This is a genomic window from Halobacillus sp. ABD4_316, from assembly GCF_056161385.1.
Genome location: NZ_JBSWZA010000002.1, coordinates 824422 through 839739 on the forward strand (window position 1 = coordinate 824422; position 15318 = coordinate 839739).

Here is a 15318-nt window from a genome sequence, read left to right on the forward strand (position 1 = left end):
TCGTTTACACAAGTGTACCATAATCTGTCTGGAAGATGATACACTGGAAGGACAAAAGGGGAAAGGAGCAGATTCATGTCATTGAAACGCATGCCGATACGCTGGAAGATTACCATTCTATCGTTTGGTATGGTCCTTTTCTCATTATTGATCGGTGGAATTCTCATTGTCGGTCATACGGTCGAAACAAAAGAAGAAGAACTGGGAGAACGGGCGCTCCTGACCGGACAGACCATCGCAAGCCTTCCTGAAATCCAGAGCCATCTCAAAGAATCGAGGGGATGGGAGAACATTCAACCCCTGGTCGAACAGATGCGTACCGTCTACCAGTCGAATTACATCGTTGTTTTGAACATGAACCGGATCCGCTACTCCCACCCTGTCGAGGAAAATCTGGGCACGCTGTCTTCCGGGAGGGATGAAGGGCCGGCCTTTGCTGAACACAGCTACACCTCCAAAGCCAAAGGGGAATCCGGGACAGCCGTGCGCGGGTTCGTCCCTGTAATGGATGAGGATCATGAGCAGATCGGTGTTGTAGTGGTCGGTGAAATTCTTCCCTCTATGGGGGAAATCATCTGGGAGATGAAAAGCGATATCGGAATTGTTCTTCTTCTCACCTCTCTATTCGGGATGGCCGGATCCTGGCTGCTTGCGCGTCATTTAAAGGAGCAGATGTTTGCTTTGGAGCCTCACGAAATTGTTCAGCTTTATGAAGAACGGACCGCAGCTTTCGAAGCCATGAATGAAGGAATCGTGACTGTAAATGCAGCTGGGAAAGTGACATTAATCAACCAAAGGGCAGGATCCCTGCTGGATGTTACGGACTCACCCGCAGGGCATTCTGTACATACTATCGTCCCTGGTCTGAAACTCGGAGATGTCCTTGCTGGTGGAGAGCCTGTGTTGAATCGTGAGATCCGGGCTGGGATGAAGCTTCTTCTTGTTACATGTATTCCGATCCAAGTGGAGGATCGATATGAAGGAGCCGTTTTGATCTTTCAGGATCGGACCGAAGTGACCCGGCTCGCTGAAGAACTGACAGGTGTGAAAGCTTTTGTGGATGCCCTGCGGGTACAAAACCACGAACATCGCAATAAGCTTCATACCATCGCCGGTATGATTCAGCTGGAACAGAACGATGCAGCCCTGCAGTATGTATTTGACACCTCAGAAAAACAGGAGAAGCTGTCACGTTCCCTTCTGGCCACCTTCCAGGATTACAGCATCGCCGGCCTCCTTCTGAGTAAAATTTCCAGAGGCAGGGAATTAGGGGTTGATGTTTCGGTAGAGGAAGAAAGCGGATTGATGGTATTTCCGCCGCTCTGGGACCATCATGATCTGGTGCTTATATTGGGAAATCTGATTGAAAATGCCTTTCACTCCTTTGAAGGGATCCAACAGGATGAAAAAACGATCCGGGTATCAGTTATACAGGACGACGAAACGTGCTCCATCATCGTTGAAGATAACGGGATGGGGATGAGTCCCTCGGTCAGCCGGCAGATGTATAAAAAAGGCTTTTCCACGAAAGGAGATCAAGGGTCCGGCATAGGATTGTATCTTGTTAAAAATCTCGTGGATCAGGCCATGGGTAAAATAACGGTGAAATCGGCGGAGGGACAGGGAACAACCATCATCATTGATGTACCACTTATCATCGAGGAGGGACAGGATGAGCAGACCGTTAGAAACGCTTGAAGTTCTTTTAATTGAAGATGACCCAATGGTTCAGGAAGTCAACCGGCAGTTCATTGAAAGGGTGCCTTCTTACAAGGTGCAGGCCATTGCTTCCAATGGAAGAGAGGGAGTTGAACTGGCCTCCCGGCATACCCCTCAGCTGATTGTCATCGATGTGTACATGCCCGAACTGGACGGAGTAGAGACGTTGAAAAAGCTCCGTGCGAACGGTGTTCAAGCGGATGTGATTGCTATTACGGCTTCCAAAGAGAAAGAAACCATCCGCACGATGTATCAGTACGGAGTGATTGACTACATCATCAAGCCATTCAAATTCGAACGGCTGCAGCACGCACTGGAAAAGTACAGAACGTACCGGACGGCTGTGATTGGAAATGGGGAGCTCAGCCAGACTCAGCTGGATGAGCTGTTTGGATCGGCTGTCCCAGCAGAGAATAAGGTGCTTCCTAAAGGATTGAATGAGCAGACACTGAAACAAGTGGTCCATGTATTGACATCCTCCCCGCACCCTCTGTCGGCAGAGGAAGCGGCTGAAGCGATCGGGGCAGCCCGTGTCACGGCAAGAAGGTATCTGGAATATCTTCAGAAAGAAGGCTCGGTCATCATTGATATTCAATATGGAACGGTAGGCCGTCCGGTAAACCGCTATCGGATAAGATCTTGACTCTCTCCTCATAGGCAGGGGAGTTTTTTTATGAACAAAAAGACCAAAATGTTCATTATGTCCGTAATGTTCTCAATCCGATTTGTAAGCGTTATCATTATTTTTAGAATATTACGAATTGGAGGCAATTCTATGATGAAGCGTGTTTTTCTTATATCTGTACTGATTCTTACGGCATTTTTAGCGGCCTGCGGAGGCAGCGGAGATTCTGAAGAGGCATCCGGGTCCGGTGAATCAGGTTCAGAATCGATTGTATTAGGTACAGGTGGTACATCAGGAACTTATTATCCCATTGGCGGAGCGGTCAAACCCGTATTTGAGGAAAGTGAAAATGTGGACAATGTCACCGTGGAATCAACTGGGGCTTCTGTCGCGAACATCCAGAATATTAAAGATGGTTTGAATCAGATGGCCATCATTATGAGTGATGTCGGTTATGATGCAATAGAAGGGCAGGGACAGTTTGATGGAAATGCGGTTGACGTTCAAGCGATGGCAGGAATGTACCAGAATGTTGTCCAGATTGTCGCTTTAAAAGACAGTGGGATTACGTCTGTGGCTGATTTGAAAGGCAAGAAAGTCGGAGTTGGAAAAGTCGGTTCCGGCGTAGAGCAGAGTGCGAAGAAAGTGCTGGAGGCAGAGGATATTACCTATGATGATCTTTCCAAAGTGACGCATACCGGCTATGCCGACAGCGTGCAGGAAATGAAGAATGGAAACCTGGATGCTGCCTTCTTCACATCAGGGGTACCGAACAGTAATATTACCGATTTGATGCAGCAGTCAGATATCCAGTTTGTCGAAATCAGCGGGGAGACAGCCAAGACGCTGATGGACAAGTATCCGTTCTATAAGGCGAATACGATAGAGGCCGGTAATGAAGCGGCGTATGATCTTGATGAAGCAGTGGAAACGGTTGGTATTCAGAACATGATTATCGTGTCCAAAGATTTGAGTGAAGACGTCGTTTACGACACGACCAAACGGTATTACGAGTATTTAGGAACAGAAGAAGTTTCCGTTGGAGCGTTAAAACAGCTGGACAGAGATGACATTGCGAAAGGCCTGATTGCTCCGCTGCATCCAGGTGCGGAGAAATTCTATGAGGAACAGGGAATTTTAGAGTAAAGGAGAGGGGCATCGTTGATCCGGTGCCCTTTACTACGATGAGAATTTTCTATATGTTTCTAATCGGTTTATCAGCCGTTTCTCTTTTTACAGTCTTTTTTTCTATGGAAGCGCTGACTTTAAAGAAAGAAGGAAAGATCACAGCTGTACACCTTACAGATTCGGAGCAGACGTTACGCATCCGCTGGGAGCATTCGGTTGAAAAAGAAGATTGGGAAGAAGTATTTATTGTCCAGGATGGGAAGATCACCCTGACAGAAACACGCTTTAAAACTTTTGGGGCAGGCGTCCCCCACAATACAGGGGAAGATACGTATGTCCAGGACGGGTGGGTGTATATGACAGGCATTCACCAGCCGGTCGGAAGCGAGCTGGTCGTCCGTACAGGGGAAGCAACCGAACACCGCCTTTTCTATGGAAAGGATATCACGTACCAGCTGGCTGAAAAGAAGGCATATCAGGTTGCTGTCCGTCGTATGCCCGTATGGAAGTATATTGTTTTGAAAGGACAGGGGTGGAAGGGAGAGGAATGATGATGAACAAACAGAACAGTGAAACGGCAGAAAAGTATGACAGGGAAAGTACAACGAGAACGGACTTTGTAAAGCCGATGGCGCTTGCGATTTCTGTCCTTGCGATTTCATTATCCTTATTTCATTTGTACACGTCCTATGCTGGTTCCCTTGTGGATGTAAAACAGAGGAGCATCCACTTGTATACATTAATGACGCTCGGATTTCTGCTGTATCCTCTGGTTAGAAAAAGGGGAAGCAGTAAAGTTCCGGTTTATGATTACATCACGGCCGGTCTCTCGGTATTTGCCGGCTTGTATATGTTTGTGACGGCCGAACGGATTATCCAATCCGGAGGGCAGATCAATGACATGGATTTCTACGCAGGGATTCTCATTCTGCTTCTTTTATTTGATATTACGAGAAGGGTGACGGGGTGGGGGCTTACCCTTCTGGGACTCGGCTTTTTGGTTTATGGCTTTTATGTGAAATTGTCTGTCTATCCAGATCTGAACGGTGTCATTGTTACGAGTGTGGCGAAGCAGATCATTGCCCAGCTCGTTTTCATTACCGAAGGGGTGCTCGGAACAGCCATCGGTGTATCGGCCAGCTACATTATCCTGTTCATCTTATTCGGCGCTTTTCTAGCCCGGTCCGGTATGGGGCAGTTGTTTAATGATCTGGCCCTTGCCGTAGCCGGTCATACGAAAGGCGGCCCTGCCAAAGTGGCGGTCATCGCCAGTGGTTTTTTAGGATCCATTAATGGATCTGCGATTGCCAACGTCGTCACAACAGGAACGTTTACCATTCCTCTGATGAAAAAAATCGGCTATAAAAAGAACTTTGCCGGTGCCGTGGAATCCGCGGCCAGTGTAGGTGGACAGATCCTTCCTCCGATCATGGGGGCTGCTGCTTTTATTATGGCGGAGAATTTGAACGTTCCCTACACAAAAATCATTCTTGCAGGAATCATTCCTGCCCTCTTGTTCTATGTAGGGATTTTACTTCAGGTTCATTTCCGGGCGGCAAAACGGGGGCTGCAAGGGCTGCCTAAAAGTGAACTGCCGTCTGTGAAGGAAGTCATCGCTGAACGCGGACACTTAATCATTCCGATGCTCACTCTGCTTTATTTGTTGTTTTCCGGGAAAACCCCGTTTTATGCAGCGTTTTGGTCGATCATTGCCACTGTCGTCATTGCCGGGACGAGCCGAATGATTCCTATTATCCTTGGAATCTCTATGTTTCTCATCTTCCAGCCGCAGCTGTCTGCGGTTCTGTCCGGAAGCGCCGTACCGAATGTGCGGAGTGATTGGTGGGAGCTGCTGCTTATTGTAGCCGTTCCACTTGGTATTAATCTATGGAGGAAGAGTCTCCGGATCAAAGGGGATGAAGTGGGTGTTGTCGATTGCTTGAAAGCTTTGGAGGAAGGCGCGAAAACAACGGTGCCTGTTGCAATAGCCTGTGGAGCGGTAGGAATCGTTGTAGGGATTGCCTCTTTAACAGGGGTAGCCCTGGAAATTGCCAACAGTATCGTAAGTATCGGAAGTGCGGTGAACAGTCCGCTGATCCAGCTGATCATTACGCTGGTGCTTACGATGATCACGTCGATTATTTTAGGTATGGGACTTCCAAGTATTCCGACGTATATCATTACAAGTACGATGGCTGCGCCTATTCTTCTCCAGCTGCCGCTTTACAGAGACCTGGCAGGATCGACGGAAACGGCGACATTTGTTGCCCATATGTTCGTATTTTATTTCGGTATCTTTGCCAACATTACTCCACCTGTCGCTCTGGCGGCCTTTGCCGGAGCCGGAGTCGCAGGCGGTGATCCGAACAAAACCGGTTTCCAAGCGATGAAGCTGGCGATTGCCGGGTTTATCGTGCCCTTCATGTTTGTATTTTCGCACGAAATGCTGATGATCGATGCGACGATCATGAACATCATGACGATTACTGTTACGTCACTCATCGGCGTTTTCCTCCTGTCCATCATGACAGAGGGATACTTGAAGACGAAGGTTTCCACCGGCTATCGTTTTCTTGCCGGAGCAGGCGCTCTGCTGCTGATTTATCCGGGGTTATGGACCGACTTTATTGGACTGGCAGCCTTTGTGGTCATCCTTCTATTCAACCTTAGACAGACGAATGGAGTCAGTGAGCAGAGGTCTGCTCTTTAAAAATTGGCTCTGTTATCGCTTGGTGTTGTTATGTAACATGTGAGCTCAGATCACCCTTTTCTGTCATGGGATTTGTAGGAGGCGGCCTTGGGAATGACTCCCTTTCCGTGGGGTACCGTGAGCCCCCGGAGAACGAAGTTCGAGGAGGCTCATCGTTCCCCGCGGAAAGCGGACGGTTTTCCCTGCCATCCCACGCTCTGAGTAATAACGGACCGGACCCCTGATTCCAGACGGAGACGATTTAGTAATCGTTTAAAATATCAACAACAGACTTTAACAGAGCTGAAAAATTAAAGCATTTCGACCCCTGGCGAGATTCAAAAATCACGTCAGGGGATTTTGTTTTAAAGGCCTCTTCCAGACAAATCAATTGACTGTCCGGTTATAGAGGAGTAGTTTAGACAGCACGCTCATCTGGTTAGGTGAGTCCAAGGAATTGGGCCGCAGACGGTCCCGGCGTTTCACCGTTTCCTGGACAGGGAAAAGCCGGGGCATAACAGCCTGTACAAGAAGGTCGTTTGACTGCTCAACATTCAAAAGGAGACGTTTATGATGGAAAACTATCAAGAACTGGTACAGAAGCAGAAATCCTTTTTCCGTAGTGGAAAGACGAAGGAAACGGCTTTTCGTAAAGAAGCTTTAACAACAATCAAAGAATATATGATCTCTCACCAACAGGATATCATCGATGCAGTGAAGGCGGATTTGAATAAGCCGGAGGAAGAGACTAACCGTGCAGAAATCGGTCTTGTACTGGCAGAGATTGATTTTATGCTTGAGAATCTGGATACATGGTCGGCCACGCAGGAAGTTCCGACTCCTGAAACTCATGGCGAAGCCAAAAGCTTTATCCAGCCTGAGCCTTATGGTTCCACCCTGGTGATCTCTCCGTGGAACTACCCCGTACAGCTGGCTGTGGCCCCACTTGTCGGAGCCATTGCAGCAGGAAACACGGCTGTATTGAAGCCGTCTGAGTTAACGCCGAACACATCCAGCCTGCTGGCCGGCATGATTAATGAAAACTTCAAGGAAGAATACATCCATGTAGTCGAAGGGGAAGTAGAGACAAGCACGGCCCTGCTCAAAGAAAATTTCGACTACATCTTCTTCACGGGTAGTACAGGCGTCGGTCGTATCGTAGCCGAAGCTGCCGCGAAGACCTTAACACCAACGACCCTTGAGCTGGGAGGTAAGAGTCCAGCGATTGTTCACAAGGACGCTGACCTGGATCAGGCAGCTGCCCGTATTGCTGGAGGTAAATTCATGAACGCCGGGCAAACCTGTGTAGCTCCCGATTATGTTCTAGCCCACAGCGATGTAAAAGAGGCATTGATGCAGAAAATCAAAGAAGCGAAAACGAACACGTATGGCGATGTGGTTCCGGCTGATGCGTATCCTCACGTAGTTAGCGGAAAGCACTTCGATCGTCTCAAAAACTTCTTGGATAACGGCGAACTTTACATGGGCGGACGTACGGATAAGGAGAACTTATTTATTGAGCCGACGCTTCTTGATCAAATTACTTGGGAGGACGATGTGATGCAGGACGAAATATTTGGTCCGATTCTTCCTGTGCTCACATTTGATGAAGTATCTGAAGCTGTTGAAGCGGTCATGGACCGTCCGAAACCGCTGGCCCTCTATTTGTTTACAGAAGACGAGGAAGTCCAGAACGAGGTCTTCACGAACATCTCCTTTGGTGGAGGTGCGATTAACGATACGATCAACCATATGACAACCCACTACCTCCCATTTGGTGGTGTAGGAAACAGTGGGATGGGAGCTTATCACGGCAAAGCAAGCTTTGATACTTTCACACACTTCAAGAGTGTTTTGAAACGATGAAAAAATATTCCTCTACGAAAAGAGCTGCTCCGGTTTACTTCCGGAAGCAGCTCTTTTTTTATTCAATAGAGATGGAATAGGCTTCAAGCACCGTGTGTGGTACAAAGAAGCGGGCGGTTTTCAGCGGATCCACGACCTGACTGACCTGTACCTGCCCGGCAGCACTCATCAGCATCGTCAGTTCTGATAAAGAAAGGTCTGTCTGCGGCTGGAGGAAATCAATCATCAGCTCAACCGCAGTGTCTACAGCTTCATCCAGCGTGTCTTTAGAGACAAGAATACTCAGTCCATCCTCATTTTTCAGGAAAGGGAAAGGAAGTGGCCGGCTTTTGATAACCGCTACATGGATCGAAACTTCGGCCGGAATTTCCACACCGGAGACACTGATTTCTCCGTCTCCCATGGCTGCGTGAAGATCCCCCAGAGAAAGAAGGGCCCCTTTATGAAAAACAGGGAAGTAGAGAGAAGATCCTGTCGTCACTTCTTTTGTATCCATATTTCCTCCGTGGGCGCCTGGTGTGCCACAGGACACGGCATCACCCTCAGGTGCCACTCCAATCACCCCGATCATAGGGTTAAGCGGAAGAGATACATCCTTATTGAAAACAGCTTTTCCGTCTTCGACAGGAATGATTTTTGCCTGGAATGTCTCCATTCGGTGCCCCATCACTCCAAGGTCGGGACCAGTGACCATCACTCCGCTGTCTCCTAATTGAATATCCTGAATCGTGACTTTCAATGTATCTCCGGGCTCTGCTTCTTCAATGTAGACAGGACCTGTAGCGGGGTTGATCCGGTTCCAGTCCACCGCATCGATTTCGGTATCCTCCGACTGGATCTGACCTTCGAAGCAGTCGTGTGTATGCACCTGAATCGTTGTGCCTGATGAAACGTGTAAGGCAGGCGGATGCTCCTTGTCCATCGCATAGATGAAATGTTCCTTGGATAAAGTGACTGTCATAGGCTTTTCCTCCTTTTGTTGCCGTACATCAATAGATTATGACTCTTCAGTATCGAAGACTTGGACCCCTCTCTTCTGATGAGAGCTCCCGCCTATTCTTATGAAAGAGGCTCCCTTAATGGGAGCCTCAGGCTGTAGAAAAATCCGTGTTATCCAATTAGAGTTGTCTGCATGTCGTGTTGAGGGGGCACGTTCCGCTTATCGGTGGATGCTTGCCGCGGGCACGGCCTCAGCTGACTTGGTCAAGAAAACCATTAGACCAAGTCGATCTTCGGCTCGCGCTGTTCCCGCAGGCGTCACCACCGTACGCTCCTCGTGCCGATGCCTGTGGGAAAATAGCTTTCCCCTCTGATAAAAGAGAAAGGTGATCATAGTTCCTCGCCGTTTTCAAAGAACAGTACAGGTTGCGTTACTTCCGCTTACATGGGAAAAATCCTATCCATGACCAAGTATTGATGACCGTTCCTTTGGAATCACTAGAAAAAAGATTTCTCTCCAATCGGAGCCTCCGATTGGTCAGCCTGTGATTCCTACTTCGTCCAGTCCATAAGCAGCAGCTGCTGCTTCAGGGCTGTCTTCCCCGTATAGATCGACCGCTGATTGAATGATCACTTCACGTGCATGGTCAAAGTCCGAATCAGGCATCAGGTATACTGTAAGCGCTCGGTAATAAATATGGCCGAGTTTATCTTTACCGATCTTTTCACCTGTCAGGTAGGCGGCATGGTTGATGATGGAGGAGTTGATGTGAACGCCGCCATTGTCCAGTTCGATAGGCAGGTCATAATACTCGTCCATATGGGAAGGGTACATGCCGTTTCCATCTCCGTAAGAGACATAATCTGCCCCGACAGGAAACTTACTCGGATTGCTCAAACTGCGTAGGGCTGTCCGGCCTTCTGATTTCGCCCCGGCTCCCATAATATCTTCACCCATTTCCCAGTCCTCTTCATCAACCAAGGCTCCGAAAATGTCGGAGAAGGCTTCATTCAAAGCACCAGATTGGAAGCGGTACTTCAACCCTGCTGAGAACGTCGTCACTCCGTGGGTCATTTCGTGGGCAGCAACGTCAAGACCTGCGGATAGTGGGATGAAGAAATCCCCGTCGCCGTCCCCGTAGGTCATCTGCTGACCATTCCAGAAGGCATTGTTGTAATCCTCTCCAAAGTGGACGGTGGACACAATCGGCATGCCTTCCCCGTCAATAGAGTTCCGGTCGTGTTCATCCTTGAAGTATTTATAGACTTCTTCAGAATTGTAATGCGCATCTGCTGCCGGACGTTCATAGCTTGTCCGGAAAGCAGCATCAGAGGATGAGAAGAGCTTTCCTGGAAGCACATATTGATTTTCAGCATCGAGCGTATAGATGCCGTCCAGGTCCTTATGGGACTGATCAAGCAGGTAGTAATCGCGCCCCTGGGTGCTCATGTCCTTGGAAATGTGAAGTGTCTTGTAATCGCCAAGCACCCCGATACCGAAGCCGCGGGATGTTTTATAGCTGGCATGCATGATCGTATTGTACTGATCGATGACTTTCCCCGTTTCTGCATCCACATAGACAAACCAGTTGCCCGGCGTTTCTCCGAGGAAGTTGACGTTTACTTTATAAGCCAGGTGATTTTCGCCGTTGAATGGATAAATGACAAGCTCTGAAGTTGGGGATTCCACTAGTTCATCAGGTGCCGTAACCGCTTTCTTAGCGGTGGTGATACTTTTTGATTTTGTTATGGATGGCTTTGTCGACATGGTGGACTTTTCTATAGAAGTGTTGAACTGTCCATTCACAGCTTCCACTTTCTCGTCTTCGCTGTAATGCACCTTAACGAGATGTCCCTCGACCGGAACACCGTTTTTTGTCTGCTGCAGGGTAACGTGGGTCATTCCGAGATCATCGGTTTTCAAATCGGTCTGTTTGAGGCTCTTGTCCGGATTGGAAATGTTATACGTCTTTTTGTTTTTCTTCAAGTGCTCCTGGGCGGACTTTTCCGTGGCACTTGAGGACGTCTGTGTCTTTTCTTTGTTGAAAAAAGGCTTGTTCTGCTGGTTATGTACAATCTGCTGTTGAACCTGTGTCTGGTCTGATGTACTGACGGCATGCGTCTGGGGTGCTGATGTTCCCATAAACAAGGCGGACGATAAGACGGCTACTGGAATGACGTACTTCTTTTTCATAATCAACCTCCTATCAAGAATACAACCAATTATAGGAAAAAATAGGTAAAAAAGACAGAGTCGTTTGAACTGTTTATCTTTTCTGAAAATTATGCAGAAATAACAAGAATCGTGACTATTTACGCAGGTAAGAAGTGAAGGGGGCTGGTCATTTGAGGCGGTGGTTTCACGAATAAAGAGTGGGGGAAAAGTCCGCTGCTCCTTATAGGAACGAGCGGTGCATTTGTAAAAGGAGACATTGTAAAACCCGTGCTGTGTTCCCAGCACGGGTTTATGGTTAGCATTTATTGTCTTTTCTTAGGCGTGGGCAATTTCTCTTAAAGCTTCCAGCACAGGTGTGTAGGAGTAGCCGAGATCACGAGCAACCGCTTCGTACGTCAAATGACCGTTCGCTGTGTTGACACCCTCTTCGATGGCTTTGTTGTCACTGACTGCGGCGGTAACTCCTTTGTTCGCAATCTGCAGCGCGTAAGGAATGGTGACATTCGTCAAACCGATGGTTGCCGTGCGAGGGACAGCTCCCGGAATGTTGGCAACAGCATAGTGAAGAACCCCGTGTTTTTCATAAATCGGATCATCGTGAGTCGTAATGTGATCCACTGTTTCAAAGTTTCCTCCTTGATCGATGGCGACGTCAACGATGACGGAACCTTCTTTCATGGATTTCACCATATCTTCAGAAACGAGTTTCGGTGCTTTAGCTCCTGGGATAAGAACCGCGCCGATGACAAGGTCTGCATCTTTCACAGATTCAGCAATGTTATACGGGTTGGACATCAATGTCTGGATATCGGAACCGAACTGATCATCCAGTTCGCGCAGGCGTGTCGGGTTAAGGTCAAGAATCGTCACCTGAGCACCAAGGCCGATCGCAATCTTCGCAGCATTCGTACCAACGATTCCGCCGCCGATGATCACTACTTTACCTCGGGAAACGCCTGGAACACCGCTCAATAGAATGCCCATGCCGCCGTAGGATTTCTCCAGATACTGAGCACCGATCTGGGTAGCCATCCGACCGGCTACTTCACTCATTGGTGTAAGCAGAGGAAGTTTCTGATCAGCAGAAACGGTTTCGTAAGCGATCGCCGTTACTTCATTTTCCACAAGCGCTTTCGTCAATTCAGGCTCTGCCGCCAGGTGAAGGTAGGTGAAAAGGACCAACCCTTTACGGAAATACGGATATTCTGAAGCTAGAGGTTCTTTAACTTTCATAACCATTTCAGAAGCAGCCCACAGTTCTGAAGCGCTTTCAATAAGCTCAGCACCAGAAGCTTGATATTCTTCGTTCGTGAAGTTACTGCCAAGACCGGCATCGGCTTCAATGTATACTTTATGTCCTGCTTTTGTAAGGTTTACAACCCCTGATGGTGTAATAGCTACACGGTTTTCATTGTTTTTAATTTCTTTCGGTACTCCGATAATCATAAGAAAATGACCACCTTTCAGAACAATTTGTAAGAAAAGTATAGCCTGGGAAATGAGTTTTTTGTTTAGCAGAAAGTGAGAAAATAAAGAAGAGGATTTGTGAAAAATCACAAATCCTCTTTTTCTTTTTCATCGATTAACAAATCTATGAACAGCATCATTTTCTGACTGGCATTTTTAAAGTCGATACCACCGATTTCCCGGATCCTTTTCAGCCGGTAATTCAACGTGTTGGTGTGAATATGCATGTTTTCGGCTGCTTTATGGACATTGCTGTTATGAGCAAGGAACACCTTCAATGTTTCGAGCAGGGCCGCCCGGTTATCTTCATCATACGCCTTGATTTTACGGAGGGCATCATTATGGTAATGTTCCTTCCTCTGCAGATCGGCAATTTCGTTAATGAACTGATAGATGCCGAGGTCCTGGTAGTGATCCACTTCCGCAAGGGCTTTCGGGAATTGATCCTTCAACTCAAGCACTTTAAGGGCCTGTTTGTAACTCGAGTGGATCAGCGACGGTGTATGGTAGACGAGGCCGACAGCTCCCTTTAAATCATCGAAGTTCAGCCGTTCTTTCATTTTCTGGGTGAAGTCGTTCAGAAAAGCACGGCTCAAGTGGTCCGCCTCTTCTTTAGGATCTGTCCGTACAAGCAGGATCAGCTGATGATCGTCAAAAATCCGGCTGACAATCCTAGTCTGGTACAGTGTTTCTGATAAATAATAGGCCTGACGTTCGACAGACTGACTGAGGTCTTCCGTGAATTCGAAGACAGCTACACAAAGCTGGCCCTGAAGATTCATTTGATGTTTTTTTCCCAGTCGTTTGATATCGGAGGAGTTTTCCAAAGAGCCGGTTAACAGCTGCCAGAAAAACTCTTTTTGGTTTTCTTCGGATTTCTTTTTCTTCGCCTGCTGGCGGAGCAGATGCTGACTTACGATACGGGCGGCATCTTCAATCGTCTGAAGATGTTCTTCCGTGATCGTCAATTCCGCGGTCTGTGCCCAGATGAAGCCGAGGATGTCCTCTTTATGCCTGACGGATACGGCAAGCCTGCGGCCGAGGCCGATGTCTTCAATCGGAGGGACGATGACCGGGCGTCCGCTTTCAAAAAGCCTTGCCATAATGCCGTGCTTCCATAAGCCGTTGACAACACTTTCCGGCACTTTCCGGCGCATGATTGTAGCCGTTCTGGCATCATCCACACGTTCTTCATGTTTGCTGTAGGAAACAATCTGGTGATTGGCATCTTCGATTGTAACGGGGCAGCCAAGGCTTTCGGCGATTCGATCGGCTAATCCTTCGGGAGAATCAATCAGATCGTTCAATGTTTTAGGGATACGTGGTGATGGACTCATAGACGTTCTCCTTCTTTCAATCATTACCTCTATTCTATCATGGTTTTTCGTATGCAGACATGACCATTTTCTCTTGCTTATCTTGTGTATTTATACGAAGATGGAAAGGTATGTTTGTGTAAAACCACAAAAGTTGGAGGGCGGATTATAAAAACAACAAGAATTTTTACATAAGGAGGAGCAGGATGAGTAGAATTTTTAAGATGGCCAGTGCATTTATCGGAATTATTGTAGGAGCAGGTTTTGCTTCCGGCCAGGAAGTGTTGTTGTATTTCACCAGTTACGGACATATGGGTACCGCAGGAGCCGTACTGGCCACAGCCTTCTTCGCCTACATGGGCATGATGCTGACAAAGCTCGGCACCCGGATGAAAGCCGAATCTCATAAAGAAGCCATCCACCGTGTGAGCGGCTGGCGCTGGCTGGGATGGACCGTCGACGCGGTTATCATTTTCACGTTATTCGGCGTAGGCGTTGTCATGATTGCCGGTGCAGGTTCGATTCCAAGTCAGCAGTTCGGAATCCCAGCGATTACAGGTATCATTTTCATGTGCGTCATCGTGACGGCGGCCCTATTGCTGAATGTCGACAAAGTGGTAAAGATTATTGGCAGTATCACTCCGTTTTTAATACTGACTGTCGTGCTCATTTCCATCTATAGTGTGGTGTCGATGGATAAAAGCTTTGCTGTATTGGAAGCGACCGCCCTGAAGCAGCCGAGTGACTTTTCCTATTGGTTCATTTCTGCCATGAATTATGTGTCCTTTAATATCGCTGTCGGTGCTTCGATGGCGCTGTTGATGGGTGGGAATGAAACAGATGAAAAAACCTCTGCGCTTGGCGGATTTTTTGGCGGACTCGGTCTCGGTCTGATGATCGTGCTCAGCCATCTTGCCATTTTTTCGAGAGTCGATTCCATTGCGGGGTACGACATGCCGCTACTGGCTTTAGTGGACGAATTGTCGCCGGTGCTCGGGGCTTTTTATTCCATTGTTTTATTTGGAATGGTATTCAACACCGCGGTCAGCATGTTCTTCTCTTTCGCTGCACGATTTACAACATTGGGGACAGCCCGGCATAAAAAGTTCGTTCTAATCATGATTGCGGCTGCTTTCGGATTGAGCTTCCTCGGATTTACCGATCTCGTTTCCTTGTTCTATCCTCTCATTGGAAATATGGGCCTCTTTTTAATTGCGGCCCTCCTTGTTGCTCCGTTCCGGTTGAGGGCGGAAGAAAGGAAGAACAGTAAACGCGCAGCATAACAAAGGCAGCCCGGACTACAAACAGTCCGGGTTTTTCTTTTTCTTGAAATATAATTACGAATTTTCTAACATTTTATTGACATGAAAATTCATACGCTCTATAATGAGTT

General features: G+C 47.8%; 11 protein-coding genes. 7 read left to right on the plus strand and 4 right to left on the minus strand.

The window, feature by feature from the left end:
- Nucleotides 1–75 precede the first annotated feature (75 nt).
- The 6 genes from ACXAJH_RS11000 (at nt 76) to ACXAJH_RS11025 (ending at nt 8027) form a co-directional block, all read left to right on the plus strand.
- Nucleotides 76–1698: an ATP-binding protein gene (locus ACXAJH_RS11000; protein WP_474993955.1), complete on the plus strand. Its 1623-nt coding sequence runs from the start codon at nt 76–78 to the stop codon at nt 1696–1698.
- Nucleotides 1673–2362: a response regulator gene (locus ACXAJH_RS11005; protein ID WP_474969505.1), complete on the plus strand. Its 690-nt coding sequence runs from the start codon at nt 1673–1675 to the stop codon at nt 2360–2362. The genes ACXAJH_RS11000 and ACXAJH_RS11005 overlap by 26 nt, the downstream gene beginning before the upstream one ends.
- A gap of 132 nt (nt 2363–2494) precedes the next feature.
- Nucleotides 2495–3490 (plus strand): TAXI family TRAP transporter solute-binding subunit, encoded by a 996-nt coding sequence (locus ACXAJH_RS11010; RefSeq protein ID WP_474993957.1) that lies wholly within the window; start codon nt 2495–2497, stop codon nt 3488–3490.
- A 53-nt stretch (nt 3491–3543) separates the two neighbouring features.
- Nucleotides 3544–4023, plus strand: coding sequence for a DUF1850 domain-containing protein (locus ACXAJH_RS11015; RefSeq protein ID WP_474993959.1), 480 nt, complete (start codon nt 3544–3546; stop codon nt 4021–4023).
- Nucleotides 4023–6182, plus strand: coding sequence for a TRAP transporter permease (locus tag ACXAJH_RS11020; RefSeq protein WP_474993961.1), 2160 nt, complete (start codon nt 4023–4025; stop codon nt 6180–6182). Before ACXAJH_RS11015 ends, ACXAJH_RS11020 begins: the two co-directional genes overlap by 1 nt.
- Before the next feature lie 552 nt (nt 6183–6734).
- Nucleotides 6735–8027: an aldehyde dehydrogenase gene (locus ACXAJH_RS11025; protein WP_474993963.1), complete on the plus strand. Its 1293-nt coding sequence runs from the start codon at nt 6735–6737 to the stop codon at nt 8025–8027.
- Between the two features lie 58 nt (nt 8028–8085).
- On the opposite strand, the gene ACXAJH_RS11030 is transcribed toward ACXAJH_RS11025, so the two are convergent.
- From ACXAJH_RS11030 to ACXAJH_RS11045, 4 genes are all read right to left on the minus strand, one after another.
- A complete protein-coding gene (locus ACXAJH_RS11030; protein WP_474993964.1) occupies nt 8086–8988 on the minus strand; it encodes an acetamidase/formamidase family protein in 903 nt (300 codons plus the stop codon).
- Between the two features lie 516 nt (nt 8989–9504).
- Complete coding sequence (locus tag ACXAJH_RS11035; RefSeq protein ID WP_474969499.1) at nt 9505–11160, minus strand: M4 family metallopeptidase; 1656 nt, start codon at nt 11158–11160, stop codon at nt 9505–9507.
- A 297-nt stretch (nt 11161–11457) separates the two neighbouring features.
- On the minus strand, nt 11458–12588 hold the full coding sequence (ald, locus tag ACXAJH_RS11040; RefSeq protein ID WP_474969498.1) for an alanine dehydrogenase: 1131 nt from the start codon (nt 12586–12588) through the stop codon (nt 11458–11460).
- 107 nt (nt 12589–12695) lie between these two features.
- Nucleotides 12696–13946, minus strand: a complete 1251-nt coding sequence (locus ACXAJH_RS11045; RefSeq protein ID WP_474993965.1) for a PucR family transcriptional regulator — start codon at nt 13944–13946, stop codon at nt 12696–12698.
- Nucleotides 13947–14131: 185 nt separating this feature from the next.
- Here ACXAJH_RS11045 and ACXAJH_RS11050 point away from each other — a divergent pair, with 185 nt between their 5' ends.
- Entirely contained in the window at nt 14132–15208 is a 1077-nt protein-coding gene (locus tag ACXAJH_RS11050; protein WP_474993966.1) for a YkvI family membrane protein, read from the plus strand.
- Nucleotides 15209–15318 lie beyond the last annotated feature (110 nt).

Excerpts from the sequence above, each read along its gene's own strand:
- ACXAJH_RS11000 (WP_474993955.1), top strand. The coding sequence starts at position 76 with ATGTCATTGAAACGCATGCCGATACGCTGGAAGATTACCATTCTATCG.
- ACXAJH_RS11005 (WP_474969505.1), top strand. The coding sequence starts at position 1,673 with ATGAGCAGACCGTTAGAAACGCTTGAAGTTCTTTTAATTGAAGATGAC.
- ACXAJH_RS11010 (WP_474993957.1), top strand. The coding sequence starts at position 2,495 with ATGATGAAGCGTGTTTTTCTTATATCTGTACTGATTCTTACGGCATTT.
- ACXAJH_RS11015 (WP_474993959.1), top strand. The coding sequence starts at position 3,544 with ATGTTTCTAATCGGTTTATCAGCCGTTTCTCTTTTTACAGTCTTTTTT.
- ACXAJH_RS11020 (WP_474993961.1), top strand. The coding sequence starts at position 4,023 with ATGATGAACAAACAGAACAGTGAAACGGCAGAAAAGTATGACAGGGAA.
- ACXAJH_RS11025 (WP_474993963.1), top strand. The coding sequence starts at position 6,735 with ATGGAAAACTATCAAGAACTGGTACAGAAGCAGAAATCCTTTTTCCGT.
- ACXAJH_RS11030 (WP_474993964.1), bottom strand. The coding sequence starts at position 8,988 with ATGACAGTCACTTTATCCAAGGAACATTTCATCTATGCGATGGACAAG.
- ACXAJH_RS11035 (WP_474969499.1), bottom strand. The coding sequence starts at position 11,160 with ATGAAAAAGAAGTACGTCATTCCAGTAGCCGTCTTATCGTCCGCCTTG.
- ald (WP_474969498.1), bottom strand. The coding sequence starts at position 12,588 with ATGATTATCGGAGTACCGAAAGAAATTAAAAACAATGAAAACCGTGTA.
- ACXAJH_RS11045 (WP_474993965.1), bottom strand. The coding sequence starts at position 13,946 with ATGAGTCCATCACCACGTATCCCTAAAACATTGAACGATCTGATTGAT.
- ACXAJH_RS11050 (WP_474993966.1), top strand. The coding sequence starts at position 14,132 with ATGAGTAGAATTTTTAAGATGGCCAGTGCATTTATCGGAATTATTGTA.